Source organism: Achromobacter sp. SIMBA_011 (assembly GCF_046535435.1).
Lineage (GTDB): Bacteria > Pseudomonadota > Gammaproteobacteria > Burkholderiales > Burkholderiaceae_B > Achromobacter > Achromobacter dolens.
Genome location: NZ_JAWRWN010000001.1, coordinates 301,977 through 325,616, shown reverse-complemented (window position 1 = coordinate 325,616; position 23,640 = coordinate 301,977). Strand labels below are relative to the sequence as shown.

General features: G+C 66.9%; 22 protein-coding genes. 18 read left to right on the top strand and 4 right to left on the bottom strand.

Annotation, left to right across the window (positions count from 1 at the left end; all coding sequences use genetic code 11):
- The first annotated feature begins 1 nt into the window (after position 1).
- Together dnaN and gyrB are read left to right on the top strand one after the other, a co-directional pair.
- Positions 2-1,111 carry a DNA polymerase III subunit beta gene (gene dnaN / locus SB816_RS01520; RefSeq protein WP_024067306.1) on the top strand — a complete coding sequence of 370 codons (1,110 nt, stop codon included), beginning with the start codon at positions 2-4 and terminating at the stop codon, positions 1,109-1,111.
- Positions 1,112-1,206: 95 nt separating this feature from the next.
- Entirely contained in the window at positions 1,207-3,654 is a 2,448-nt protein-coding gene (gyrB, locus tag SB816_RS01515) for a DNA topoisomerase (ATP-hydrolyzing) subunit B (RefSeq protein ID WP_049070322.1), read from the top strand.
- A 120-nt stretch (positions 3,655-3,774) separates the two neighbouring features.
- On the opposite strand, the gene SB816_RS01510 is transcribed toward gyrB, so the two are convergent.
- The gene (locus SB816_RS01510; protein ID WP_054418849.1) at positions 3,775-4,698 is read right to left on the bottom strand and encodes a LysR family transcriptional regulator; all 924 of its coding nucleotides are present in this window, start codon (positions 4,696-4,698) and stop codon (positions 3,775-3,777) included.
- Between the two features lie 315 nt (positions 4,699-5,013).
- On the opposite strand from SB816_RS01510, the gene SB816_RS01505 reads away from it, so the two are divergent.
- The 6 genes from SB816_RS01505 to SB816_RS01480 all read left to right on the top strand — a co-directional run bounded on the left by SB816_RS01505 (position 5,014) and on the right by SB816_RS01480 (position 10,934).
- On the top strand, positions 5,014-5,700 hold the full coding sequence (locus tag SB816_RS01505; RefSeq protein ID WP_047992354.1) for a hydrolase: 687 nt from the start codon (positions 5,014-5,016) through the stop codon (positions 5,698-5,700).
- 117 nt (positions 5,701-5,817) lie between these two features.
- A complete protein-coding gene (locus SB816_RS01500) occupies positions 5,818-7,410 on the top strand; it encodes an MFS transporter (protein WP_410546441.1) in 1,593 nt (530 codons plus the stop codon).
- A gap of 42 nt (positions 7,411-7,452) precedes the next feature.
- Entirely contained in the window at positions 7,453-8,157 is a 705-nt protein-coding gene (locus tag SB816_RS01495; protein ID WP_410546440.1) for a pirin family protein, read from the top strand.
- Positions 8,158-8,181: 24 nt separating this feature from the next.
- A complete protein-coding gene (locus SB816_RS01490; protein WP_054504466.1) occupies positions 8,182-8,442 on the top strand; it encodes a XapX domain-containing protein in 261 nt (86 codons plus the stop codon).
- Positions 8,443-8,571: 129 nt separating this feature from the next.
- Complete coding sequence (locus tag SB816_RS01485) at positions 8,572-10,467, top strand: amidohydrolase (protein ID WP_217484235.1); 1,896 nt, start codon at positions 8,572-8,574, stop codon at positions 10,465-10,467.
- A gap of 11 nt (positions 10,468-10,478) precedes the next feature.
- Positions 10,479-10,934 (top strand): DoxX family protein, encoded by a 456-nt coding sequence (locus SB816_RS01480; protein ID WP_175189548.1) that lies wholly within the window; start codon positions 10,479-10,481, stop codon positions 10,932-10,934.
- 73 nt (positions 10,935-11,007) lie between these two features.
- Here the strand turns inward: SB816_RS01480 and SB816_RS01475 are convergent, their stop codons facing one another.
- Complete coding sequence (locus SB816_RS01475) at positions 11,008-11,940, bottom strand: LysR substrate-binding domain-containing protein (RefSeq protein ID WP_006389526.1); 933 nt, start codon at positions 11,938-11,940, stop codon at positions 11,008-11,010.
- 171 nt (positions 11,941-12,111) lie between these two features.
- On the opposite strand from SB816_RS01475, the gene SB816_RS01470 reads away from it, so the two are divergent.
- From SB816_RS01470 to SB816_RS01445, 6 genes are all read left to right on the top strand, one after another.
- Complete coding sequence (locus SB816_RS01470) at positions 12,112-13,020, top strand: amino acid ABC transporter substrate-binding protein (protein ID WP_054504469.1); 909 nt, start codon at positions 12,112-12,114, stop codon at positions 13,018-13,020.
- Positions 13,021-13,123: 103 nt separating this feature from the next.
- On the top strand, positions 13,124-13,876 hold the full coding sequence (locus SB816_RS01465; RefSeq protein WP_054504470.1) for an amino acid ABC transporter permease: 753 nt from the start codon (positions 13,124-13,126) through the stop codon (positions 13,874-13,876).
- An 8-nt stretch (positions 13,877-13,884) separates the two neighbouring features.
- On the top strand, positions 13,885-14,574 hold the full coding sequence (locus SB816_RS01460) for an amino acid ABC transporter permease (protein ID WP_049070337.1): 690 nt from the start codon (positions 13,885-13,887) through the stop codon (positions 14,572-14,574).
- Between the two features lie 51 nt (positions 14,575-14,625).
- Positions 14,626-15,360 carry an amino acid ABC transporter ATP-binding protein gene (locus tag SB816_RS01455; RefSeq protein ID WP_047992361.1) on the top strand — a complete coding sequence of 245 codons (735 nt, stop codon included), beginning with the start codon at positions 14,626-14,628 and terminating at the stop codon, positions 15,358-15,360.
- Positions 15,361-15,365: 5 nt separating this feature from the next.
- Complete coding sequence (locus tag SB816_RS01450; RefSeq protein ID WP_116791265.1) at positions 15,366-16,424, top strand: threonine aldolase family protein; 1,059 nt, start codon at positions 15,366-15,368, stop codon at positions 16,422-16,424.
- Positions 16,425-16,463: 39 nt separating this feature from the next.
- Positions 16,464-17,372 (top strand): EamA family transporter, encoded by a 909-nt coding sequence (locus SB816_RS01445; protein WP_054504472.1) that lies wholly within the window; start codon positions 16,464-16,466, stop codon positions 17,370-17,372.
- A gap of 68 nt (positions 17,373-17,440) precedes the next feature.
- Here SB816_RS01445 and SB816_RS01440 read toward each other — a convergent pair whose 3' ends face one another.
- Positions 17,441-17,725 carry an acylphosphatase gene (locus SB816_RS01440; RefSeq protein ID WP_054504473.1) on the bottom strand — a complete coding sequence of 95 codons (285 nt, stop codon included), beginning with the start codon at positions 17,723-17,725 and terminating at the stop codon, positions 17,441-17,443.
- A gap of 161 nt (positions 17,726-17,886) precedes the next feature.
- On the opposite strand from SB816_RS01440, the gene SB816_RS01435 reads away from it, so the two are divergent.
- Together SB816_RS01435 and SB816_RS01430 are read left to right on the top strand one after the other, a co-directional pair.
- Entirely contained in the window at positions 17,887-18,783 is an 897-nt protein-coding gene (locus SB816_RS01435; protein ID WP_054504474.1) for a phytanoyl-CoA dioxygenase family protein, read from the top strand.
- Between the two features lie 219 nt (positions 18,784-19,002).
- On the top strand, positions 19,003-20,166 hold the full coding sequence (locus SB816_RS01430) for an alpha-hydroxy acid oxidase (protein WP_054418839.1): 1,164 nt from the start codon (positions 19,003-19,005) through the stop codon (positions 20,164-20,166).
- A 472-nt stretch (positions 20,167-20,638) separates the two neighbouring features.
- On the opposite strand, the gene SB816_RS01425 is transcribed toward SB816_RS01430, so the two are convergent.
- Positions 20,639-21,481 carry an IclR family transcriptional regulator gene (locus SB816_RS01425; protein WP_054504475.1) on the bottom strand — a complete coding sequence of 281 codons (843 nt, stop codon included), beginning with the start codon at positions 21,479-21,481 and terminating at the stop codon, positions 20,639-20,641.
- Between the two features lie 197 nt (positions 21,482-21,678).
- On the opposite strand from SB816_RS01425, the gene SB816_RS01420 reads away from it, so the two are divergent.
- Both SB816_RS01420 and SB816_RS01415 read left to right on the top strand, forming a co-directional pair.
- Positions 21,679-22,749, top strand: a complete 1,071-nt coding sequence (locus SB816_RS01420; RefSeq protein ID WP_063584720.1) for an ABC transporter ATP-binding protein — start codon at positions 21,679-21,681, stop codon at positions 22,747-22,749.
- Between the two features lies 1 nt (position 22,750).
- On the top strand, positions 22,751-23,638 hold the full coding sequence (locus tag SB816_RS01415) for an ABC transporter permease (RefSeq protein WP_049070352.1): 888 nt from the start codon (positions 22,751-22,753) through the stop codon (positions 23,636-23,638).
- Positions 23,639-23,640 lie beyond the last annotated feature (2 nt).

Sequence of the window (23,640 nt, the reverse complement as noted above, 5' to 3'; positions counted from 1 at the left end):
CATGCAACTCGTACAAACCACACGCGATGCATTGCTGAAACCGCTGTCGACCGTGGCGGGCATCGTCGAAAGACGCCATACCCTGCCCATCCTGGCGAACATCCTGATGCGCAAGGAAGGCAACAAGGTTGCCTTCATTGCGACCGACCTGGAAGTGCAGATCACCACGCACGCCGACTTCGGCGTGGGTCACGACAACGAGTCCACCACGGTGGCGGCGCGCAAGCTGCTGGACATCCTGAAAGCCCTGCCGGACACCGGCGACGTGCGCCTGGCGCTGGCCAGCAACAAGTTGTCGGTGCAGTCGGCCAAGAGCCGCTTCGCGCTGCAGACGCTGGCCGCCAGCGAATTCCCCACCGTGGCCCAGCCCGAGCAGTGGGACGTGTCGCTGACCATGCCGCAACGCACGCTGCGACACCTGTTCAACATGGTGCACTTCGCCATGGCGCAACAGGACATCCGCTACTACCTGAACGGCATGCTGCTGGTGTTCGAACCGGGCCGCGTGCGCGCGGTCGCCACCGACGGCCACCGCCTGGCGCACTGCTCCACCGAAGCCGACGGCATCAGCGAGCGCCACGAAGTGATCGTGCCGCGCAAGACCGTGCTGGAAATGCAGCGCCTGCTGGAAGACTCCGACGAACCCGTCTCGATCGACGTGGCGCCGGGCCAGATCCGTTTCCGCTTCGGCGACGTCGAGCTGGTGTCCAAGCTGGTCGAAGGCAAGTTCCCCGACTTCACCCGCGTCATCCCGACCAACTACACGCGCCACTTCCTGGTGGGCCGCGAAGCCCTGCAGGGCAGCCTGCAGCGCGCCGCCATCCTGACCACCGACAAGTTCAAGGGCGTGCGCCTGCAACTGGCGCAGAACCAGATGAAGATTTCTTCTTCCAACGCCGAGCAGGAAGAGGCGCAGGAAGAAATCGACATCGACTACGGCCACGAGCCGCTGGACGTGGGCTTCAACGTCGGCTACCTGCTCGACGTGCTGTCCAACGTCAAGGTGGACAACATCCAGTGGTCGGTCATGCCCGATGCCAACGCGTCGGCGCTCATCACCCTGCCCGAAGACGACCAGTTCAAGTACGTCGTCATGCCCATGCGGATCTGAGTCCGCGCAACTGTGGGTTTGTGCCGCCCGCGGGCCCGATGGCCCGCCGGCGGTCCGGCCGCCAGGCCGTTCTTTAAAGCGTTATCGATACAGACATGTCAGATCAGCAGAACACCACTCCCGAGAACGGCGGCTACGGCGCCGACTCGATCAAGATGCTCAAGGGGCTGGAGGCCGTGCGCAAGCGCCCCGGCATGTACATCGGCGACACATCGGACGGCACCGGTCTGCACCACATGGTGTTCGAAGTCGTCGACAACGCCATTGACGAAGCGCTGGCCGGCTATTGCGACGACATCGTCGTCACCATCCACACCGACAACTCGATCTCGGTCACCGACAACGGCCGCGGCATTCCCACGGATATCCACAAGGACGACGAATTCCACCGCAGCGCGGCGGAAATCGTCATGACCGAACTGCACGCGGGCGGCAAGTTCGACCAGAACTCGTACAAGGTGTCCGGCGGCCTGCACGGCGTGGGCGTGTCGTGCGTGAACGCGCTGTCCGAGTGGCTGCGCCTGACCATCCGCCGCAACGGCGAAGTGCACCAGATGGAATTCCGCCAGGGCGAGCGCGTCGCGCCCCTGGCCGTGACCGGCACGACCGACAAGCGCGGCACCGAAGTGCGCTTCCTTGCCGACCCGATCATCTTCACCAACGTCGAATACCACTACGAGATCCTCTCCAAGCGCCTGCGCGAGCTCTCGTTCCTGAACAACGGCGTCAAGATCCGCCTGATCGACCAGCGCCAGGGCAAGGAAGAGAACTTCGCCTTCTCCGGCGGCGTGAAGGGCTTCGTCGAATACATCAATCGCGCCAAGACGGTGCTGCACCCGAACGTGTTCTCGGTCACCACCGAGTCGTCGGCCGGCGGCGTGCCGGTGGGCGTGGAAGTGGCGATGCAGTGGAACGACAGCTACAGCGAAAGCGTGCTGTGCTTCACCAACAACATCCCGCAACGCGACGGTGGTTCGCACCTGACCGGCCTGCGCGCGGCGATGACCCGCATCATCAACAAGTACATCACCGACAACGAACTGGCCAAGAAGGCCAAGGTCGAGACCTCGGGCGACGACATGCGCGAAGGCCTGGCCTGCGTGCTGTCGGTGAAGGTGCCCGAACCCAAGTTCAGCAGCCAGACCAAGGACAAGCTGGTCTCGAGCGAAGTGCGCCCGGCGGTCGAAGAGGCCGTGGCCCGCACGCTGGAAACCTGGCTGCTGGAGCATCCGAACGACGCCAAGGCGCTGTGCGGCAAGATCGTCGAAGCCGCCCGCGCGCGCGAAGCGGCCCGCAAGGCGCGCGAAATGACGCGCCGCAAGAGCGTGCTGGAAGGCGCCGGCCTGCCCGGCAAGCTGGCCGACTGCCAGGAAAAGGATCCGGCGCTGTGCGAGCTGTACATCGTCGAGGGCGACTCGGCAGGCGGCTCGGCCAAGCAGGGCCGCGACCGCAAGTTCCAGGCCATCCTGCCGCTGCGCGGCAAGGTGCTGAACGTCGAGAAGGCGCGCTTTGACCGCCTGATCGCCAGCGAGCAGATCGCCACGCTGATCACCGCGCTGGGCACCAGCATCGGCCCGGACTTCAACGTCGACAAGCTGCGCTACCACCGCCTGATCATCATGACCGACGCGGACGTGGACGGCGCGCACATCCGCACGCTGCTGCTGACGCTGCTGTACCGCCAGATGCCCGAGCTGGTGCAGCGCGGTTATGTGTACATCGCCCAGCCGCCGCTCTACAAGGTCAAGGTCGGCCGCGAAGAGCGCTACCTGAAGGATGACCAGGAAGAAGCGCAGTTCATGCTGCAACTGGCCCTGAAGGATGCCGAGATCATCGCGGGCGGCAACATCATCCGCGGCGATGAGCTCAACGAACTGGCGCGCCAGTACGTGGCCGCCGACGGCGTCATCGCGCGCCTGTCGCGCGTGTTCGACGTGGCCGCGCTGTCGGCCATGGCCGAGGGGGTCGAGATCAATCTGGACACGGCCGAGGCCGCCGCCGATTCGGCCAAGCGCCTGGCCGATGCCATGCGCGATCCGATCAGCGGCAATGGCGTCGAAGTCGTGCCCGAATTCGACGCGGCCACCGAACGCCATCGCCTGTCGATCCAGCGCATGCATCACGGCAACGTGCGCGTCAGCATCATCGACGCCGACTTCATTGGCGGTTCGGATTACGCCATCCTGTCCAAGGCCGCCAAGAGCTTCTCCGGCAAGGTCGGCCCGCAGTCGCTGGTCGCCCGTGGCGAAGGCGACAAGCGCAAGGAGCAAAGCGTCTCCGACTTCCGCGAGGCCATGCAGTGGCTGCGCAGCGAAGCCGAACGCGGCATCTCCAAGCAGCGCTACAAGGGCCTGGGCGAAATGAACCCCGATCAGTTGTGGGAAACCACCATGGACCCGAAGGTGCGCCGCCTGCTGCGCGTGCAGATCGAGGACGCCATCGCGGCCGACGAGGTCTTCACCACGCTGATGGGCGACGACGTGGAGCCGCGCCGCAACTTCATCGAGGCGCATGCGCTGTCGGCGGGGAACATCGACGTTTGATCGGCAGGGTTGCCCGCAAGCCCGACCGGGCTTCGCGGCGTGCATGAAAAAGGGGCTGCCTTGCGCAGCCCCTTTTTTTTTGCCGGCGCCTTTGCATGGGGCGCACGTCCGGCCCGTTGTCTACCCCTGCACGTCACTCGCCCAAGGTTCCGCCGTCAACCGTTCCGCCAGGTATTCAATCAGCGCCTGCACCCGCGCCGGCCGCCGGCGTCCGGGCGGCGTGACGATGTGCAGCGCGATGGGGTCGACACGCCAGTCGTCCATGGCGGTTTCCAGCGCGCCCGATTGCAGGTCTTCCCAGGCCAGGAATTCCGGTTGCAGCGCCAGGCCCAGGCCGGCCTGCAATGCCGGTGACAAGGCCTCGGCGTTGTTGACGTTCAACTGCACCGGCAGCGACTGCGAGAACTCGCCGTGCTTGTCGTGGCGGAAGCGCCAGCTCGAGCCGTTGCGCGCGTACATGTACTGCAGCGCGGTGTGCTGCGCCAGGTCGCGCGGATGCTTGGGCTTGCCGGCGCGCTTGAAGTAGCTGGGCGCGCCCACCAGCAGGATGCGCACCGAGCACAGCCGCCGCGCCAGCAGCGTCGAGTCCACCAGGTTGGAGATGCGCAGGGCCAGGTCGAAGCGTTCGGACACCAGGTCCGACTGCTTGTCGTTGAATTCGATCTCCAGGTCCACGTCGGGATGCGCCTGCATGAAGGGCGGCAGCATCGGCGCCAGGTGCGTGACGCCGAAGGACATGGGCGCGGCCAGGCGGATCTTGCCGCGCAGGCTGGTGGATTTCTCGGTGACCTCGGCCTCGACCGCCTCGCCCTCTTCCAGGATGCGCGCGGCGCGCTCCAGCGCCGCATAGCCGGACTCCGTCAACGACATGCTGCGCGAGGTGCGGTGGAACAGCATGGTCTTCATCTTGGTTTCCAGACGGGTGATGGTCTTGGACACCGTGGCCTGGGACAGGGACAGTTCGGCCGCCGCCTTGGCAAACGAGCCCGTGTCGGCGACCTTGGCGAAGATCGCCCAGCCTTCCAGATCCGGCAGTTTGTTCATGATGATTCTCGCAAAGAAAGTGGCGTCGATGATAGCGGCTGGCTATGTGACGAACAAGAACGCCCGGGGAAGGCCGGGCCGGAAACACCCGGGTCACGGGGATCATGCAAAAAATGGAAAGGATGCAATTCCCGGTTGCGGATTCTCAGGCGAAGGGCGGATCCCTAATATGCCCATACCGACAGACGACGTGAACGAAACCCCTCAAGCGGCATTCGGACACGACGGCAGCGGGGCAGGCCGGAACGGTTTGCGCAGTGCCCGAATTCACCTAGCCGCATTTCCTTGAACGATTCCTTGAAAGAGAGAGCCACCATGTCCGCCAACAAATACCTCGAAGTCCTGACCCCGCAAAACAGCCAGATCATCTTCATCGATCAGCAGCCGCAGATGGCTTTCGGCGTGCAGTCGATCGATCGCCAGACGCTCAAGAACAACGTGGTGGGCCTGGCCAAGGCCGCGCGCACCTTCAACATCCCGACCACCATCACCACCGTGGAAACCGACGGCTTCTCGGGCAACACCTTTCCCGAACTGCTGGCCGTGTTCCCCGAGAACAAGATCCTGGAACGCACCTCGATGAACTCGTGGGACGACCAGAACGTGCGCGATGCGCTGGCCGCCAACGGCCGCAAGAAGATCGTCGTGGCCGGCCTGTGGACCGAAGTCTGCAACACCACCTTCGCCCTGTGCGCCATGCTGGAAGGCGACTACGAGATCTACATGGTGGCCGACGCCTCGGGCGGCACCTCGGCCGACGCGCACAAGTACGCGATGGACCGCATGATCCAGGCCGGCGTGGTGCCGGTGACCTGGCAGCAGGTGATGCTGGAATGGCAGCGCGACTGGGCCCGCAAGGAGACCTATGACGCCGTGACCGGCATCGCCAAGGAACACTCGGGCGCCTACGGCATGGGCATCGACTACGCCGTCACCCACGTGCACAAGCTGGCCGAGCGCGTGACGCACGGCGAACGCATCGGCCCCAACCCGGCCAAGTAAGCCGCGTGCCGGGCCGGCGGCGGTAGCGCCCCGGCCGGCCCGGCGTGATTCTCTTTCGAACACGGCAGGCGGCATGATGAACGCCCCTGGCGACCCCGAGCGATCCAGGAGCGTTCCATGCCGAACAACCCCCCCCATTCCCCGGGCAGCGGCTTCGTGCCGCTGCGCCAACCCGTCTTCGCCGTACTGTGGGCGGCCGCGGTGCTGGGCAACGTCGGCAGCTTCATGCGCGACGTCGCCAGCTCCTGGCTGGTGACCGATCTGTCGGCCAGCCCGGCGGCGGTGGCGCTGATCCAGACGGCGGCGACGCTGCCGATCTTCCTGCTGGCGATTCCCGCCGGCGTGCTGTCGGACATCCTGGACCGCCGGCGTTTCCTCATTTTCGTGCAGTTGCTGCTGGCATCGGTCAGCGGCACGTTGCTGCTGCTGTCGCACTTTGGCGCGTTGACGGTGGACTACCTGATCACCCTGACGTTCGTCGGCGGCATCGGCGCGGCGCTGATGGGCCCGACGTGGCAGTCGATCGTGCCGGAGCTGGTGCCGCGCGAGGACCTCAAGGGCGCCGTGGCGCTCAATTCCCTGGGCATCAACATCGCGCGCGCCATCGGTCCGGCGGCGGGCGGCCTGATCCTGGCCAGCTTCGGCGCGGCGGTGACCTACGGCATGGACGTCTTGAGCTATGTGTTCGTGATCGCGGCCCTGCTGTGGTGGAAGCGGCCGGCCAAGGTCGATAGCGCCCTGTCGGAGAATTTCTTCGGCGCGTTCCGTGCCGGCCTGCGCTACACGCGGGCCAGCAAGGAACTGCATCGCGTGCTGCTTCGCGCCGCCGTGTTCTTCCTGTTCGCCAGCGCGGTCTGGGCCCTGCTGCCGCTGGTGGCGCGGCAGATGCTGGGCGGCTCCTCGGGCTTCTATGGCGTGCTGCTGGGCGCCGTGGGCGCGGGGGCCATCATCGGCGCGCTGGTCATGCCCAAGCTGGGCGCCAAGCTCAACGCCGACGGCCTGGTGCTGCTGGCCTCGGTCGTCAGCGCGGTGGTGATGGGCGTGCTGGTGTTCGCGCCGCCCAAGTGGCTGGCGGTGCTGATGCTGGTGCTGCTGGGCATGGGCTGGATTACCGCGTTGACCACGTTCAATGGCGTGGCCCAGGCGATTCTGCCCAACTGGGTGCGGGGCCGCGGCCTGGCGGTGTACCTGATGGTGTTCAACGGCGCGATGGCGGCGGGCAGCCTGGGCTGGGGCCTGGTGGCGCGGGAGATCGGCGTGCCGTATGCGCTGGTGGTGAGCGCGGTCGGCCTGGTGGCCGTGGCGCTGCTGTTCCACCGGGCGCGGCTGCCGGTGGGCGAGGCCGACCTGCAGGCGTCGAACCACTGGCCCGAGCCGCTGGTGTCCGCGCCGGTGGCCAATGACCGCGGTCCGGTGCTGATCCAGGTCGAGTATCGCGTTCGGCAGGCGGATCGTCCCGCCTTCCTGGAAGCGATGCAGCGCCTGTCGCAGGAGCGGCTGCGCGACGGCGCCTACGCCTGGGGCGTGGTCGAGCACACGGGCGATCCGGAGCGCGTGATGGAGTGGTTCTTCGTGGAGTCGTGGGCCGAGCATCTGCGCCAGCATCATCGCGTCTCGCACGCCGATGCCGACCTGCAGGCCGAGGCGCTGCGCTTCCATATCGGCCCCCACAAGCCCGAAGTGCATCACTTCCTGGCGTTGAAACGCTGACCGCATCGCGCGGCACCCATTCACCCGACCTGGAGTCTCGTCATGATCGAGCGCCGTCCCCTTACCACCCTGGGCCATGCCCGCCGCGGCTGGCTCGACGTGAAGCATCATTTCTCGTTCGCCAATTACCAGGATCCCGCGCGCATGCGATGGGGCGCGTTGCGGGCCTGGAACGACGAGACCATCGCGCCGGGCGCGGGCTTTCCGCCGCTGCTGCATACCGATGTGGAAATCATTACCTGCGTGCGCGAAGGCGCGCTGACGCACGAGGATGACCTGGGCAACCGCGGCCGCACGCGTGCCGGCGACGTGCAGGTCATGAGCGCCGGCAGCGGCGTGACGCACGCCGAATTCAATATGGAAGGCGGCCCCGCGCGGGTGTTCCAGATCTGGCTGGAGCCGGACCGCCGCGGCGTGCCGCCTAGCTGGGGCCGCAAGTCGTTCGCCCGCGAGGCCTGCAACGGCCGCTTCGTCACGCTGGCCAGCGGCATCGAGGGTGACGACGACGCCCTGCCGATCCGCAGCGACGCGCGGCTGCTGGCCGTGGCGCTCAAGGCCGGCGAAGCCGCCACGTATCGCTTTGCGCACGGACGGCGCCGTGGCTACCTGGTGTCTTCCAAGGGACGGCTGACCGTCAACGATGTCGAGATCGGCAGCGGCGACGGCGCCGCGATCCTGGACGAGACCGACGTGCGCATCACCGCTCTGGACGATGCCGAGCTGCTGTTGGCCGATACCCATGCATGACCCATCACACACACGAGGACGCACATGAAGATCTATCTACTTTCCCTGGGCGCCGGCCTGCTGGTCGGCGTGGTGTACAGCCTGCTGCAGGTGCGTTCGCCCGCGCCGCCGCTGGTGGCGCTGATCGGCCTGCTCGGCATCCTGGTCGGCGAGCAGATCGTGCCGGTGGGCAAGCAACTGCTCAACGGCACGGCGTTCGTTGCCGCCTGCGACAAGGAGAAGGCGGTCAGCCACGTATTCGGGCAACTGCCCGGCCGACAGGGGAAAGACAAGGACCATAGCTGATTCCCTTCCCGCACCAGAGGAGATAATCGTATGCCGACCCGCCGCGACCTTATCGGTGTTGCTTCCACGCTTGCTCTGAACAGCCTGTTGGGCGGATGTGCCACTGCCCGTTCCAAAGGAGAACCCCCCATGTCAAATGCCTCGAACGCCACTCCCGATGTCATCTTCCACAACGGCCGCATCACCACGCTGGACCGCGCCAAGCCGCTGGCCAGCGCCGTGGCCATCAAGGACGGCCGCTTCGTCGCCGTCGGCACCGACGCCGAGGTCATGGCGCTGGCCGGGCCCGGCACCCGGCGCGTCGACCTCAAGCAGCGAAGCGCCCTGCCCGGTCTGTTCGACAACCACACCCACGTGGTGCGTGGCGGCCTGAACTACAACATGGAACTGCGCTGGGACGGCGTGCGCTCGCTGGCCGACGCCATGGCGATGCTCAAGCGCCAGGTCGCCATCACGCCGGCGCCGCAATGGGTGCGGGTGGTGGGCGGTTTCACCGAGCACCAGTTCGCCGAAAAGCGCCTGCCCACGATCGAAGAAATCAACGCCATCGCGCCCGACACGCCGGTGTTCCTGCTGCACCTGTACGACCGCGCCCTGCTCAACGGCGCCGCGCTGCGCGCGGTGGGCTACACCAAGACCACGCCCAATCCGCCGGGCGGCGAGATCATCCGCGATGCGCAGGGCAACCCCACCGGGCTGCTGCTGGCCAAGCCGAATGCGACCATCCTGTACGCCACGCTGGCGAAGGGCCCCAAGCTGCCGTTCGACTACCAGGTCAATTCCACGCGCCATTTCATGCGCGAGCTGAACCGCCTGGGCGTGACCGGCGTGATCGACGCGGGCGGCGGCTTCCAGAACTATCCCGACGACTACGCCGTGATCCAGAAGCTGGCCGACGAAGGCCAGATGACGGTGCGGCTGGCCTACAACCTGTTCACGCAGAAGCCCAAGCAGGAAAAGGAAGATTTCCTCAAGTGGACTTCGAGCGTGAAGTACAAGCAGGGCACCGACTACTTCCGCCACAACGGCGCCGGCGAGATGCTGGTGTTCTCGGCCGCCGACTTCGAGGACTTCCGCGTCGAGCGCCCGGACATGCCGCCCGAGATGGAAGGCGAGCTGGAGGAAGTGGTGCGCGTGCTGGTGCAGAACAAGTGGCCGTGGCGGCTGCATGCCACCTATGACGAGACCATTTCGCGCGCGCTGGACGTGTTCGAGAAGGTCAACCAGGACACGCCGCTGACCGGCCTGAACTGGTTCTTCGACCATGCCGAGACCATTTCCGACAAGTCGATCGATCGCATCGCCGCGCTGGGCGGCGGCATCGCCGTGCAGCACCGCATGGCCTACCAGGGCGAGTATTTCATCGAGCGCTACGGCGCGGTCGCGGCCGAGGCCACGCCGCCCATTGCCAAGATGCTGGATCGCGGCGTGAAGGTCTCGGCCGGCACCGACGCCACCCGGGTCGCGTCCTATAACCCGTGGGTGTCGCTGTCGTGGATGGTGACGGGCAAGACCGTGGGCGGCACCCGCCTCTACCCGGCGCGCAACTGCCTGGACCGCGAGACCGCGCTGCGCATGTGGACCGAGAACGTGGCCTGGTTCGCCAACGAGGAAGGCAAGCGCGGCCGCATCCAGCCGGGCCAGTTGGCCGACTTCATCGTGCCGAGCAAGGACTATTTCCGCTGCAGCGAGGACGAGATCTCGTTCCTGACCTCGGACCTGACGGTGGTCGGCGGCCGCGTGGTCTACGGCGCGGGCGAATTCGGGGCCGAGGACGACAACGCGCTGCCGCCGGCCATGCCGGACTGGTCGCCCACGCGCCTGTTCGGCGGCTATGCCGCCTGGGGCGACCCCGACGGCGCCGGCCGCAATTCGCTGGGCTATCGCAACATGGCGGCCTGCGCGTGCGCCACCAACTGCGGACTGCACGGGCATGACCATGCCAAGGCCTGGGCCTCGAACGCGCCCAGTTCCGACCTCCAGGGCTTCTTCGGCGCCCTGGGTTGTTCCTGCTGGGCTGTCTGAGGGGGCCGGCCATGAACGCGACCTTTCAATGGGAGCGGCGGCTGGCCAGCCTGGCCCGGCCGCTGTTCGGCTCCTGCGCCGTGCGGTTCCTGGCCTACCTGGGCCTGTGCGCCGCGTACCTGCAGGGCGGGCTGGTCAAGCTGACCGACTTTCCCGGCGCGCTGGCGGAGATGGCGCATTTCGGGCTGGCGCCCGGACCGTTGTTCGCGGTGCTGGTGATCGCGCTGGAACTGACGGCCTCCGCCATGATCCTGAGCGGTCGCCTGCGCTGGCTGGGGGCGCTGGCGCTGGCCGCCTTCACGCTGGTGGCCACGGGCATTGCGCTGCGCTATTGGGAAATGGCGCCCGGGCAGGAGCGCTTCATGGCCGCCAATGCGTTCTATGAGCATCTTGGGCTGGCGGGGGGATTGCTGCTGGTGGCGTGGCTGGATCTGCGCGAGCCGCGCCCGGAAGGCGCGACCGCCTGACGGCGGGCCGCCGCAGGCAAAAAAAGGCCCCGATTCCGTGGCCTTGTCGTTTCCAGGCGCGGGGCCGCTGCCCTCATCGCCCCGGCCGCGCCTTCAGGTCCGCCATTTCCTCCTGCATCAACTGGTGCGCATAGCGCGAGAACACGCTCACCAGCCGGGTACGGGTATGGTACGGCGGGTACAGCAGCGCCACCGTGACCGGCACCGCCGGGCTGAAGGGGCGGACCTCGACGCCGTTGGCCTCGTATTCCTCGCGTGCCGCCAGCGGGTTGATCAGCGCCACGCCCAGGCCGGCGCCGACCAACGCGCATACCGACGAACCCAGCCCGGCCTCGGCCACCGTCTGGCGCTCGACCTTGGCGGCCTTGAAGACCGCGTCGATCTTCTCCCGCAGCGGCGTGGCGCTGGGGAAGGCGATGAAGGGCTCGCCGGCAAAGTCGGCGGGCTTGAGCTTTTTCAGCTTGGTCAGCCGGTGGCCCTTGGGCAGCACCGCCACGCAGTTCATGGTCAGCACCGGTTCGACCTGGATGCCCGGGCTGTCGCCCGACAGCATCGCCAGGCCGGTGTCGCAGAAACCCGAGCTGATCCAGTTGTGCACGGCGCTGGCGTTGCCGGAGTGGATCGAGACCATGACGTCCGGGTATTCGGTCTTGAACGCGGCCACGATGCGCGCCAGCAGGCCGCCGGCCAGGCGCGGCATGGCCGCCACGCTCAGGCGGCTGGCGCTGAACGAGCGGATGCTGGCCGCCGCCGATTCCAGGCCGGCCAGGCCGATGAAGGTCTTTTCCACCTCTTGAAAGAAGCGCGAGCCGTCCTGGGTGGGGGTCAGGCGGCTGCCGTTGCGGTCGAACAGGGGAAACTGGGTGATTGCTTCCAATTGCGCGATTAAGCGGCTAACGTGCGGCTGCGAGGTATGCACTCGTCGCGCCGCCGCCGTCATGGATCCGGTCATCATGACAGCCCGGAAAGCCTCGATGTGTCGCAAGCCCATTCGTGTAATGGCCATATCAAATCCGTATAGAGGAATACCCGATTGGAACTGGATAAAACCATAACGCTAGTTGATACTTTTTGCCAGCCGCGGGGCTCATCGCGGGACGCGGCGGTTCGCATGCAATCCGGCACCGCTGTTCGTGAACATAAACATGCGCCGCTCGACAGGCGCCAAGGGAATACGATGAAAGCATTTGCCGCGATTTCGGTCGCCGCCGTCCTGTTCGGCAGCGCCGCCGCCCACGCCGAAGGCCCCAGCCGCCTGGACAAGATCCGCGACACCGGCGTGATCACCATCGGCCACCCCGAGACCTCGGTGCCGTTCGCCTACCTGGACGGCAACCAGAAGCCGATCGGCTATACCGTCGAAATCTGCCAGGAAATCGCCCAGCACATCAAGACCGCGCTGAAACTGCCCAAGCTGGACGTGCGCTACAACCCGACCACGTCCGCCACGCGCATCCCGCTGCTGGCCAACGGCACCATCGACCTGGAATGCGGCAACACCACCAACAACCTCGAACGCCACAAGCTGGTGTCGTTCGCGCCCACCACGTTCGTGGCGCAGGTGGTGCTGGTGGCGCGCAAGGATGGCGGCGTCGATCCCAACAACCTGGCGTCGTTCCGTGGCAAGACCATCGCCGCGCAGGCCGGCGGCCAGACCTTCAAGCTGATCTCGCGCCTGAACGCCGAGGGCAACCTGGGCATCACCATGGCGCCCACCAAGGATACGGCGGAAACGCTGCTGATGGTGGAATCCGGACGCGCCGCCGGGTCGGCCAACGATGACGGCATCGCCTATGGCGTGGTGGCCTCGTCCAAGAACCCGGACGCTTTCGTGATCGGCACCAAGGGCCTGGAACTGGCGCCCTACGGCATCATGCAACCCAAGGACGACCCGGCCTTCAAGAAAGTGGTGGACGAGGCCGTGCTGGACTTGATGAAGAGCGGCCGCGTCGCCGCGATCTACGACAAGTACTTCAACTCGCCGATCCCGCCCAAGCAGATCAACCTGAAGTACCCGATGAGCGACGCGCTCAAGCGCGCGCTGGCGCATCCGACCGACTCCGGCGACCCCAAGGCCTACGAGTAAGCCGGCCCGCCGCGGCGGCCCTGTCATGGGCGTCGCGGCGCCGCGCGACCCGGGGCGCCGCCCGCCGGCGCCCTCTTCTTTGGTTGTCCACAGGTCCTGAAGCATGAATTACAACTGGAACTGGAGCATCTTCCTGGAGATGTCGCCCGACGGCGTGCATACCTTCCTGGAGACGATCCTGATCGGCGTGGGCTGGACCCTGGCGCTGGCCCTGACGGCGTGGGTGTTCTCGCTGTTGCTGGGGTCGTGCCTGGGCGTGATGCGCACCGCCTCGTCGCGCCTGGCCAATGCCGTCGGCGCGACCTATGTCGAGATTTTCCGCAACGTGCCGCTGCTGGTGCAGATGTTCCTGTGGTACTTCGTGCTGCCCGAGCTGCTGCCGCACGCCTGGGGGCTGGCCATGAAGCAGATGCCGCAGCCCTGGGGGCAGTTCCTGCCGGCGGTGCTGTGCCTGGGCTTCTACGGTTCGGCGCGCGTGGCCGAGCAACTGCGCGCGGGCATCCAGTCGCTGCCGCGCGGCCAGTTCCAGGCGGGCACGGCGCTGGGGTTGACCGAGACGCAGGTGTACCGCTACATCATCCTGCCCGAGGCCTATCGCATCGTGCTGCCGCCCCTGACTTCGGAGTTCATGGGCACGATCAAGTATTCGTCGGTGGCGCTGACCATCGGCCTGCTGGAGCTGACCGGGCAGACCCGCTCGATGGCGGAGTTCAGCTTCCATATCTTCGAAGCCTTCACGGCCGCGACCGTGATCTACCTGATCCTGAACGGCATGGTGGTCCTGGGCATGCGCCTGCTTGAACGCCATGTGGCGGTTCCCGGCCTGATCGGCGCGGCGGCCAAGAACGGACGCTAGGAATCGACATGGGCAAATTCGATTTCGACGTCATCGGCAGCGCGCTGCCGTACCTGTTCCAGACCGGCATGACCTTCACGCTGACCCTGACGCTGCTGGCGGCGGTGATGGGGCTGGCGCTGGGCACGGTGCTGGCCATGATGCGGCTGTCGCGCTTCCGGATCCTGTCGGTGCCGGCGGGCATCTACGTGAACGTGATGCGTTCGGTGCCGCTGCTGCTGGTGATCTTCTGGTTCTACTTCCTGGTGCCCTACATCGCCGCCTGGATCGTGGGTTCGCCCACGCCGCTGCGGGTGGGGGCCTTCAATTCGGCGGTGGTGACCTTCACGCTGTTCGAGGCCGCGTACTTCTGCGAGATCATGCGCGCCGGCATCCAGTCGATCTCGCGCGGCCAGGTCTCGGCCAGCATGGCGCTGGGCCTGAACCACTGGCAGGGCATGCGCTACGTGATCCTGCCGCAGGCGATCCGCAACATGGTGCCGGCGCTGCTGACGCGGGTCATCATCCTGTTCCAGGACACTTCGCTGGTGTACGTGCTGTCACTGACCGACTTTCTGGGCGCGGCGTCCAAGATCGGCCAGCGCGACGGCCGGCTGGTGGAACTCTATCTCTTCGTGGCGGTGGTGTATTTCGTGATCTGCTTCACGGCATCCCGTCTGGTCAAACGGCTGGAAAAGCGCGTGCGGGTGCTGCGCTAGGCGCCCAGGTTATCCACAGGTCCAACGATGCAACTCTCTTCGAAACCCCCGATGATCGAGATCAAGCAGGTCAGCAAGTGGTATGGCGACTTCCAGGTGCTGGATGACTGCTCCACCACCGTTGGCCGGGGCGAGGTCGTGGTGGTGTGCGGTCCGTCAGGCTCGGGCAAATCGACCTTGATCAAGACCGTCAACGCGCTCGAACCCTTCCAGAAGGGCGAGATCGTGGTCAACGGTATCCAGGTGGGCGATCCGCGCACCAACCTGCCCAAGCTGCGTTCGGTGGCCGGCATGGTGTTCCAGCACTTCGAACTGTTCCCGCACCTGACGGTGACCGAGAACCTGTGCCTGGGCCAGCTCAAGGTGCTCAAGCGCGGCAAGGACGAGGCGCGCGCACGCGCCCTGGCGCTGCTGGAGCGGGTCGGCCTGTCGGCGCACAAGGACAAGCATCCGGGCGAGTTGTCCGGCGGCCAGCAGCAACGCGTGGCGATCGCCCGCGCCCTGTCGATGGATCCGGTGGTGATGCTGTTCGACGAGCCGACCTCGGCGCTCGATCCGGAGATGGTCAACGAAGTGCTGGACGTGATGACCGACCTGGCCGGCGAAGGCATGACGATGATGGTGGTGACCCATGAAATGGGATTCGCCCGCCGCGTCGCCGACCGGGTGATCTTCATGGACGGCGGCAAGATCGTCGAGGACTGCCCGAAAGCGGCCTTCTTCGACGATGTCGAGGCGCGCGCGCCGCGCACGCGCCAGTTTCTTTCCAAAATTTTGCAGCACTGATCGTTATGACCCAGCGGATTTCCGTCGACTCCTCCAGCGCACTCGTCGACCTGCGCAGCGACACGGTGACCCACCCCACCGCCGCCATGTACGAGCGCATGCGCACCGCCCCGATCGGTGACGACGGGCTCGACGGCGATCCCAGCGTGCGCGCGCTGGAGGCCCACGTGGCCGCGCGCCTGGGCAAGGAAGCCGGGCTGTTCGTGCCCAGTTGCACCATGGCGAACCTGCTGGCGGTGCTGGCGCAGACCCAGCGCAATGAGCAGGTGGTGCTGGAATCGGCCGCGCACATGTATACGTCCGAGCGCGGCGCCGCCACCTTCACCGGCCTGTTCTACCAGGGCGTGCCGGGCACCGATGGCGCCATGGACCTGAACCGCCTGGAAGAGGCGCTGCAGTCCGGTGGCCACAAGCTCAAGACCGCGCTGGTGGCAATGGAGACCTCGCACAACAACGCCGGTGGCACGGTGCTGCCGCTGGACCACATGCAGGCGGTTCACGGCATGGCGCAGGCTTGCGGCGTGCCGGTGCACCTGGATGGCGCGCGCCTGTTCAACGCCGCGGTGGCGCTGGGCGTGGCGCCGGCCGAGATCACGCGCCATGCCGACACGGTGTCGCTGTGCCTGTCCAAGGGCCTGAGCGCGCCGGTGGGCGCGGTGCTGACCGGCGCGCGGCCGGTGATGGCGCGCGCCCGCATGCTGCGCCGCATGCTTGGCGGCACCCAGCGCCAGGCCGGCATCATGGCCGCGGCCGGGCTGGAAGGCGTGCAGACCATGGGCGACCGCCTGGTCGAGGACCACGCGCGCGCGCGTCGCCTGAGCGATGGCCTGAACCGGCTCGACCCGTCCTTGGCGGCGACGGTGCCGCAGACCAACATCGTGCAGGTCGAGACCGCCGATACCGGCATGACCAATGCGCACTGGGTCACCGCGCTGGAGGCCGCGGGCCTGTTGACCCGTCCGTGGGGCCGCACGCGGCTGCGCTGCGTGACGCATCGCCATATCGACGACGAGGATATCGACCGCGCCATCGAGGCCTTCAAAAAGGTGCTGGCAAGCCGCTGAATCGGCGTTTTTCGGGGGCGGGCAATGCGATAATGGGCGATGTCCGCCGCTACCCCACTTTCCAAGAAAGACTATCTCTGCGCCCTGACGGTGGTGGTGATCTGGGGCCTGAACTTCGTCATCATGAAGATCGGCCTCAAGGGCCTCTCCCCCATGATGCTGGGCGCCCTGCGATTCGCCCTGGCGGCCTTCCCCCTGGTGCTGTTCGTGCGTCCGCCGCGCCTGCCGTGGCAGTGGATCGCCGCCTACGGGCTGGTGCAGGGGCTGGGCCAGTTCGGCCTGCTGTTCACGGCCCTGAAATTCGGCATGCCGGCGGGCATGGCCTCGCTGGTGATCCAGACCCAAGCCTTCTTCACGCTGCTGCTGGCCGCGCCGGTGCTGCGCGAGCGCGCGCGGCCGCATCACTGGATTGGGCTGGGCGTGGCGGCGCTGGGGTTGGCGGTGATTGCCGCCGGCCGTGGCGAGGGGCCGGGCCAGATGCCCATGCTGGGATTCGTGCTGACGCTGGGCGGCGCCTCGATGTGGGCGGTGTCGAACATCATCGTGCGGCTGGCCAGCCGCACGGCGCCCGGCTACGACCCGTTTGCCTTCATTGCCTGGAGCAGCGCCGCGCCGGTGCTGCCGTTCGTGGGACTGGCGGTGCTGGCCGACGGCTGGGACGCGGTGGCGGGCATGATCCTGGGGATCGGCTGGGGCGAGGCGCTGTCGGTGTTGTACCTGGCTGTGCTGGCCACGCTGTTGGCGTATACGCTGTGGACGCAGCTCCTGACGCGTCATCCGGCCGCCAAGATCGCGCCCTTCTCGCTGCTGGTGCCGGTGGTGGGCCTGTGGGCGGCGTCGGCCGCCTTCGGCGAGCGGCTGCAGCCGCTGCAATGGCTGGGCGCGGGCTGCGTGCTCGCCGGCCTGATCATCAACCAGGTCGGCGGGCGCTGGCTGCGCAACCGCTGAGCTCATCCTTCTTCGCGCCGCGTCTCCTACCCGCTTTCGGATGAGCGTCGCAGGCCGCGGCGCGCGCCCTACAGCTGTTCGAAATGGGCATAACGCTTATCGGTGTACTCCCTTCGCGTGACCATTTCGACGACCTCGGCCCCGGGCGGGCCGCGCCGCAGCCATTCCAGCATGTGATCGACCTGGTCGGGCGTGCCCTGCACCAGGGCTTCGACCGTGCCGTCCAGCATGTTCTGCACCCAGCCGCGGGCGCCCAGCAGGTGCGCGCGCCGCACCGCCGCATGGCGGTAGCCCACGCCCTGCACGGTACCGCTGACGGTGACGTGGACGGTCTCGATATGGGTGTCTTGCATTGGTTTTCCTTCGGATGATGCGCCGCGGCGCGCGGGTGACCTAGGCGGTTCCGGCTACAGCGGATGGTCGATAGGCCCCTCGGGCATCGAAGCGATACGTTAGAGCACATGTCAAAACGTGCCAACGGGAACGCCCGCAAGCAAAGCTTGGAGAAGCCATTATGGAAGAGACCAGTTTGTTGTCGGAAGCAGAAACAGCGCGCTACAGGGACCAGGGATACCTGGCTCTGCAAGATATGTGCCCGCAGGACGAAGTGGGCTATATCCGGCGCACGCTGCTGGAACTGTTCGCGAACAAGACGGGCTACAACGAGGGGGCGCAATACGACTTCATCAGCCGCGACGACCCGTCCAAGCCGGCCAAGTTTCCCAGTTTGCACGATCCGCGCCATTATGCCCCGGGCCTGCTGAAGACCACCTATCACGAGCGCACGCTGGAGCTGGCGCGCCAGTTGCTGGGCGAGGACGCCGCGCTGTACGGCGAGCACGCGTTGCTCAAGCCGGCGCTGGTCGGCCCCGAGACGCCGTGGCACCAGGACGAGGCGTTCCGCTCGCCCGATTTCGTCTACAACGAACTGAGCATCTGGCTGGCGCTGCAGCCGGCCACGCTGGAGAACGGCTGCATGCAGTTCATCCCGGGCTCGAACAAAGGCGAGGTGCTGGAGCACCGCTCGCCCGGCGGCGACAAGACGCTGCACCCGCTTGAATGCTGCGCCGATTTTCCGCGCGAGCAGGCGGTGGCCGAGCCGCTGCAACCCGGCGGCTGCACCGTGCACGATGCGCGCACGCTGCATTTCACGGGCGCCAATACCTCGCCGCAGCCGCGGCTGGCGTACATCCTGATCTACAACACGCCGCCGGTCTACAAGCCGGGGCGGCGCGAATTTCCGTGGCTCGAAGGCCGCTGGACCGACAGCCAGACCCGCAAGAAGGAATGGCACCGGCGCGGCGGCCTGGCGGTGGACGTGCTGCGGCGCCTGCCGGGAGCGCGCCTGACCAGCCCGCGCTGGGTGGCATGGGCCACGATCCGGGCGGTGAGCAAGGTCTGGCCGCGCTAGCGGCAGGGGCGGCGGCCGCGTCGGCAGCGGCGCAAAGCGGTCGCGATGAAGGGGGGAACCGGGGCCGGCAAGGGGCGCTTGCCGGCCCCGGCGCGTATACTGGGCGGCGCCGCGGGCCTTGCCGCCCGGCGTGAACGGCGGGTGTCTGGACGACGCATGCGGGTTCGCGCGGGGCTGGCCGCCGCGGGATCGCGTCCCACTTTCCCCAGAAAAATAACCATGACCGCTGACCTCTCCACGATCACCTGCATCGAAGACCTGCGTGCGATTGCGCGCAAGCGCGTGCCGCGCATGTTCTACGACTACGCCGATTCGGGCGCCTGGACGGAAGGCACCTACCGCGCCAACGAAAGCGATTTCCAGAAGATCAAGCTGCGCCAGCGCGTGGCGGTGAACATGGAAGGCCGTTCGCTGCGCACCACGCTGGTGGGCCAGGACGCGGTGATGCCGCTGGCGATTTCGCCGACGGGCCTGACCGGCATGCAGCATGCCGATGGCGAGATCCTGGCGGCCAAGGCGGCGGCCGATTTCGGCGTGCCGTTCACGCTGTCGACCATGAGCATCTGCTCGCTGGAAGACGTGGCGGCGGCCACCGGCAAGCCGTTCTGGTTCCAGCTCTACGTGATGCGCGACCGCGAGTTCGTCGGCAACCTGATCGACCGGGCCAAGGCGGCGGGCTGCTCGGCGCTGGTGCTGACGCTGGACCTGCAGATCCTGGGCCAGCGCCACAAGGACATCAAGAACGGGCTGTCGACGCCGCCCAAGCCGACGATCCGCAACCTGATCAACCTGGCGACCAAGCCGCGCTGGTGCCTGGGCATGCTGGGCACCAAGCGCCGCACTTTCGGCAACATCGTCGGCCACGCCAAGGGCGTGAGCGACCTGTCGTCGCTGTCGTCGTGGACGGCCGAGCAGTTCGATCCGCGGTTGAGCTGGGACGATGTGGAATGGATCAAGCAGCGTTGGGGCGGCAAGCTGATCATCAAGGGCATCCTGGATGTCGAGGATGCGCAGTTGGCGGCCAACAGCGGCGCGGATGCGCTGATCGTCAGCAACCACGGCGGGCGCCAGCTCGATGGCGCGATGTCGTCGATCGCGGCGCTGCCGTCGATCGCGGATGCGGTGGGGTCGAAGATCGAAGTGTGGATGGATGGCGGTGTGCGCTCGGGGCAGGACATCCTCAAGGCGGTGGCGCTGGGCGCGCGCGGGGCGATGATCGGGCGGGCGTTCCTTTACGGCCTGGGCGCATATGGGCAGGCGGGCGTCAAGCGCGTGCTGGAGATCCTGTACAAGGAAATGGATACGACGATGGCGCTTTGCGGGCGGCGCAATATCGAAGTGGGGGATCGGAGCATTCTGCTGCCGGGGACTTATCCCGTGTGAGCGTTTCTCTGATCGGCTGGAAGCCGGTGGGTCGCGGATTGCGGCTTGCCGGCTTTTTTGTTTTCTTGCTTTGGGGTTTTTGCTTGGCGAGTCGTGCTTCGTAGGTCGGCCGGCGCGGCGAGGGGCGGGCGGGGCGCGCCTACGATTGCGGTCCGGAGCCTTCGCTCCGGACTGCCCCATCGTCATCCTCGTTGCCGCCTGAGGCGGCTGCCTACGGATTCCCTCGGGCGCATCTACACGGCGCGCCCCGCCCGCCCCTCGCCGCGCCGGCCTGCGTGCGTCGACAGTTGTGGCGCTGCTGGAGCGGAGGGGGCATGAAGAGTGTGTGTTGCCCGTCATGGCCGGCTGCGCGGGCAGCCGGCCATGACTTACGCGGTGTCTTGTGGTGGCGCGATGTGCGCTGCGCGGCGTTGATGCGGGGCTGGGTTGGCCCGGCCTTGGGGGGGGAGAGGGGGCGGTTTGGCTGGTCGTTTCAGTCGCGGTTGCCGGTTCCAAGGAATTGGCTGGGGCGTCTTAGCGCCGGGTCGAAGGGGTTGAGTTGGGCGCTGATGCCGGCGGCTTCGCGGCGCAGGATTTCGACGATGAGGGGCAGGCGTTCGTCGCTGATGCGTTCGACGGGGGCGGCGATGCTGAGGGCGGCGACGGTGACGCCGTTGGGGTCGTGCACGGGGACGGCGAGGCCGGCGATGTTGGGGAAGATGCCCTGGCCCTTGCTGCGGGCGTATTGGAGTTCCTGGCATTCCTTAATGCCGGCGCGCATCGAGATTTCGTCGACGAAGCCCAGGTGGTGCAGGCGCGGAATGTTGAAGCGCAGGACTTCCTCGCGTTCGGCTTCGGGCAGGTTGGCCAGCAGCAGCAGGCCGGCCTGGCCCAGGCCAAGCGGGACGCGGCCGCCGATGTCGCCGGTGTGCGAGCGGACCGGGAAGGCGCCGTCGATGCGGTCCAGGCAGACGGCGTCGAAGCCGCTGCGCACCAGCAGGAAGATGGTGTCGTTGAGCATGCCGCTCAGGCGCAGCATGACGGGGCGGTAGATCGAACGCAGGGTCGATTGGTGGTTGCCGGCGGCGGCGGCCAGGGAGAAGAAGGCGACGCTGAGCTGGTAGCCCTTGCTCTGCGCGGGCTGTTCGACCATGCCTTCCTGCACCAGGCCCTGCAGCACGCGGTGCACGGTGGCCTGGGCCTGGCCGGTGCGGGCGGCGATGTCGGTCAGGCGCAATTTTTCGCCCTTGGCGTCGGACAGGACACGCAGCACGGCGAAGGCGCGTTGCAGGACGCCCTGGGCGCCGGCGTCGTCGGCGGCTTCTGATTTCTTCATTGTTCAATTCCGATAATCAAAATATACGGCTGTATTTTTATCAGGAAATTCAGTTATACGGAAATAATAAGTAGAAAATTCGATTGTTCGGAAAACCCTAATTGACCGGCCTTTTCGGCCCCTCCTAGACTGCCCTGCATCGATTGCATCGCGGGCGGGTCCCGCGCACCGCGCCTTACCGGGCAGGGGGTTGGAATATGTCATTTCTGCGGCTGGACAACGTCTCCAAGAATTACGGCGACCTGCGGGTGGTCTCGGACCTGAGCCTGGCGGTCGAGAAAGGGGAATTCGTGTCCTTGCTGGGGCCGTCGGGCTGCGGCAAGACCACCACGCTGCAGATGATCGCGGGCTTTGCCGACGTGACGCGCGGCAGCATCACGCTCGATGGCCGCGACATCACCCATGCCAAGCCGAACACGCGCGGGCTGGGCATCGTGTTCCAGAGCTATGCGCTGTTTCCGCACCTGACGGTGGCGGACAACGTGGCGTTCGGGCTGAAGATGCGCAAGGTCGAGCGCGCCGAGCGCCAGGCGCGGGTGCGCGAGGCGCTGGCGCTGGTGAAGCTGGACAAGCACGCCGACCGCTTTCCGCGTGAACTGTCGGGCGGGCAGCGCCAGCGGGTGGCGCTGGCGCGCGCGCTGGTGATCCGGCCGCCGGTGCTGCTGCTGGACGAGCCGTTGTCGAACCTGGACGCCAAGCTGCGCGAGGACATGCAGTTCGAGCTGCGCAGCATCCAGAAGCAGATCGGCACCACCACCGTGATGGTGACGCACGACCAGGCAGAGGCGCTGTCGATCAGCGACCGCGTGGTGGTGATGCAGGACGGCCGCGCCACGCAGGTGGATGCGCCCTACCGCATGTACGAGCATCCGCAGAGCGAGTTCATCTCGCGTTTCGTCGGCAAGACCAACCTGCTGCCGGGCCGCGTGACGCGCTGCGGCGCGCAGGCCGAGGTGGAGACCGGCGCGCTGCGCGTGCTGGTCGACGGCGCGGGGCTGCGCCATGGCGACAGTGTGCAGTTGTCGCTGCGGCCGGAGAAGCTGGTGCCGGTGCCGGCGGGCCAGGGCAAGCTGTCCTGTGTGGTCAGCACCCGCTACTTCCTGGGCAGCCAGTGGATGTACGGGCTGGATTCGCCGGTGGGGGCGCTGACGGTGCTGACGCCCAACGACGGCCGCCCGCCGCACGACGATGGCGAACAGATCGGCCTGGACTGGGCCGAGGGGGTGCTGCGCGTGCTGCCCGTCGCGGCCGTTGCCGAAGAGGCCTGACATGGCGACGCTGACCCAACCCGGCGCCGCCAGCGCGCCCAAGCCGCGCACCGACGGGCTGCTGGCCATCCTCGGTTCGATTCCGCTGGCGATCGTGTTCCTGACGCTGGTGCTGACGCCGCTGGCGTTGACGCTGGTGCTGTCGTTCCGTCCGTTCGACTACAGCGCGGGCATCCTGCCCGGGCACACCTTCGAACACTACCTGGCGGTGGTGACCGACGGCTATTTCCTGGAGATCTTCTGGCGCACGTTCTGGATCGCGGGCGTGACCACGCTGATCTGCGTGCTGATCGGCGCGCCCGAGGCCTACATCCTGTCGCGCATGGGCAAGCCGTGGCGCTCGATCTTCCTGCTGGTGGTGCTGTCGCCGCTCTTGATCTCGCTGGTGGTGCGCGCCTTCGGCTGGAGCATGCTGCTGGGGCCGGGCGGGGCCATCGGCCGCGCGGCCGCGGCGCTGGGCCTGGGGCCGTTGCTGTACACGCCTACCGCCGTCATCATCGGCCTGGTGCACGTGATGCTGCCGTTCATGGTGATCCCGGTGTGGACCTCGCTGCAGAAGCTGGACCCGACCGTGGAGCACGCGGCGCTGTCGCTCAACGCCTCGCGCTTGCAGACGCTGCTGCGCATCGTGCTGCCGCAGGCCATGCCGGGCATCCTGTCGGGCAGCCTGATCGTGTTCGGGCTGTCGGCCAGTTCGTTCGCGATTCCCGCGCTGCTGGGCGGACGCCGCCTGAAGATGGTGGCCACGGTGGTCTACGACGAATTCCTGACCGAATTGAACTGGCCGCTGGGCGCGGCCATCGCCATCGTGCTGCTGGTGGTCAACGTCGTCATCATGATGGCGTACAACCGCGTGGTGGAACGTTCCTACCGGCGCAGCCTGGGTTGAGC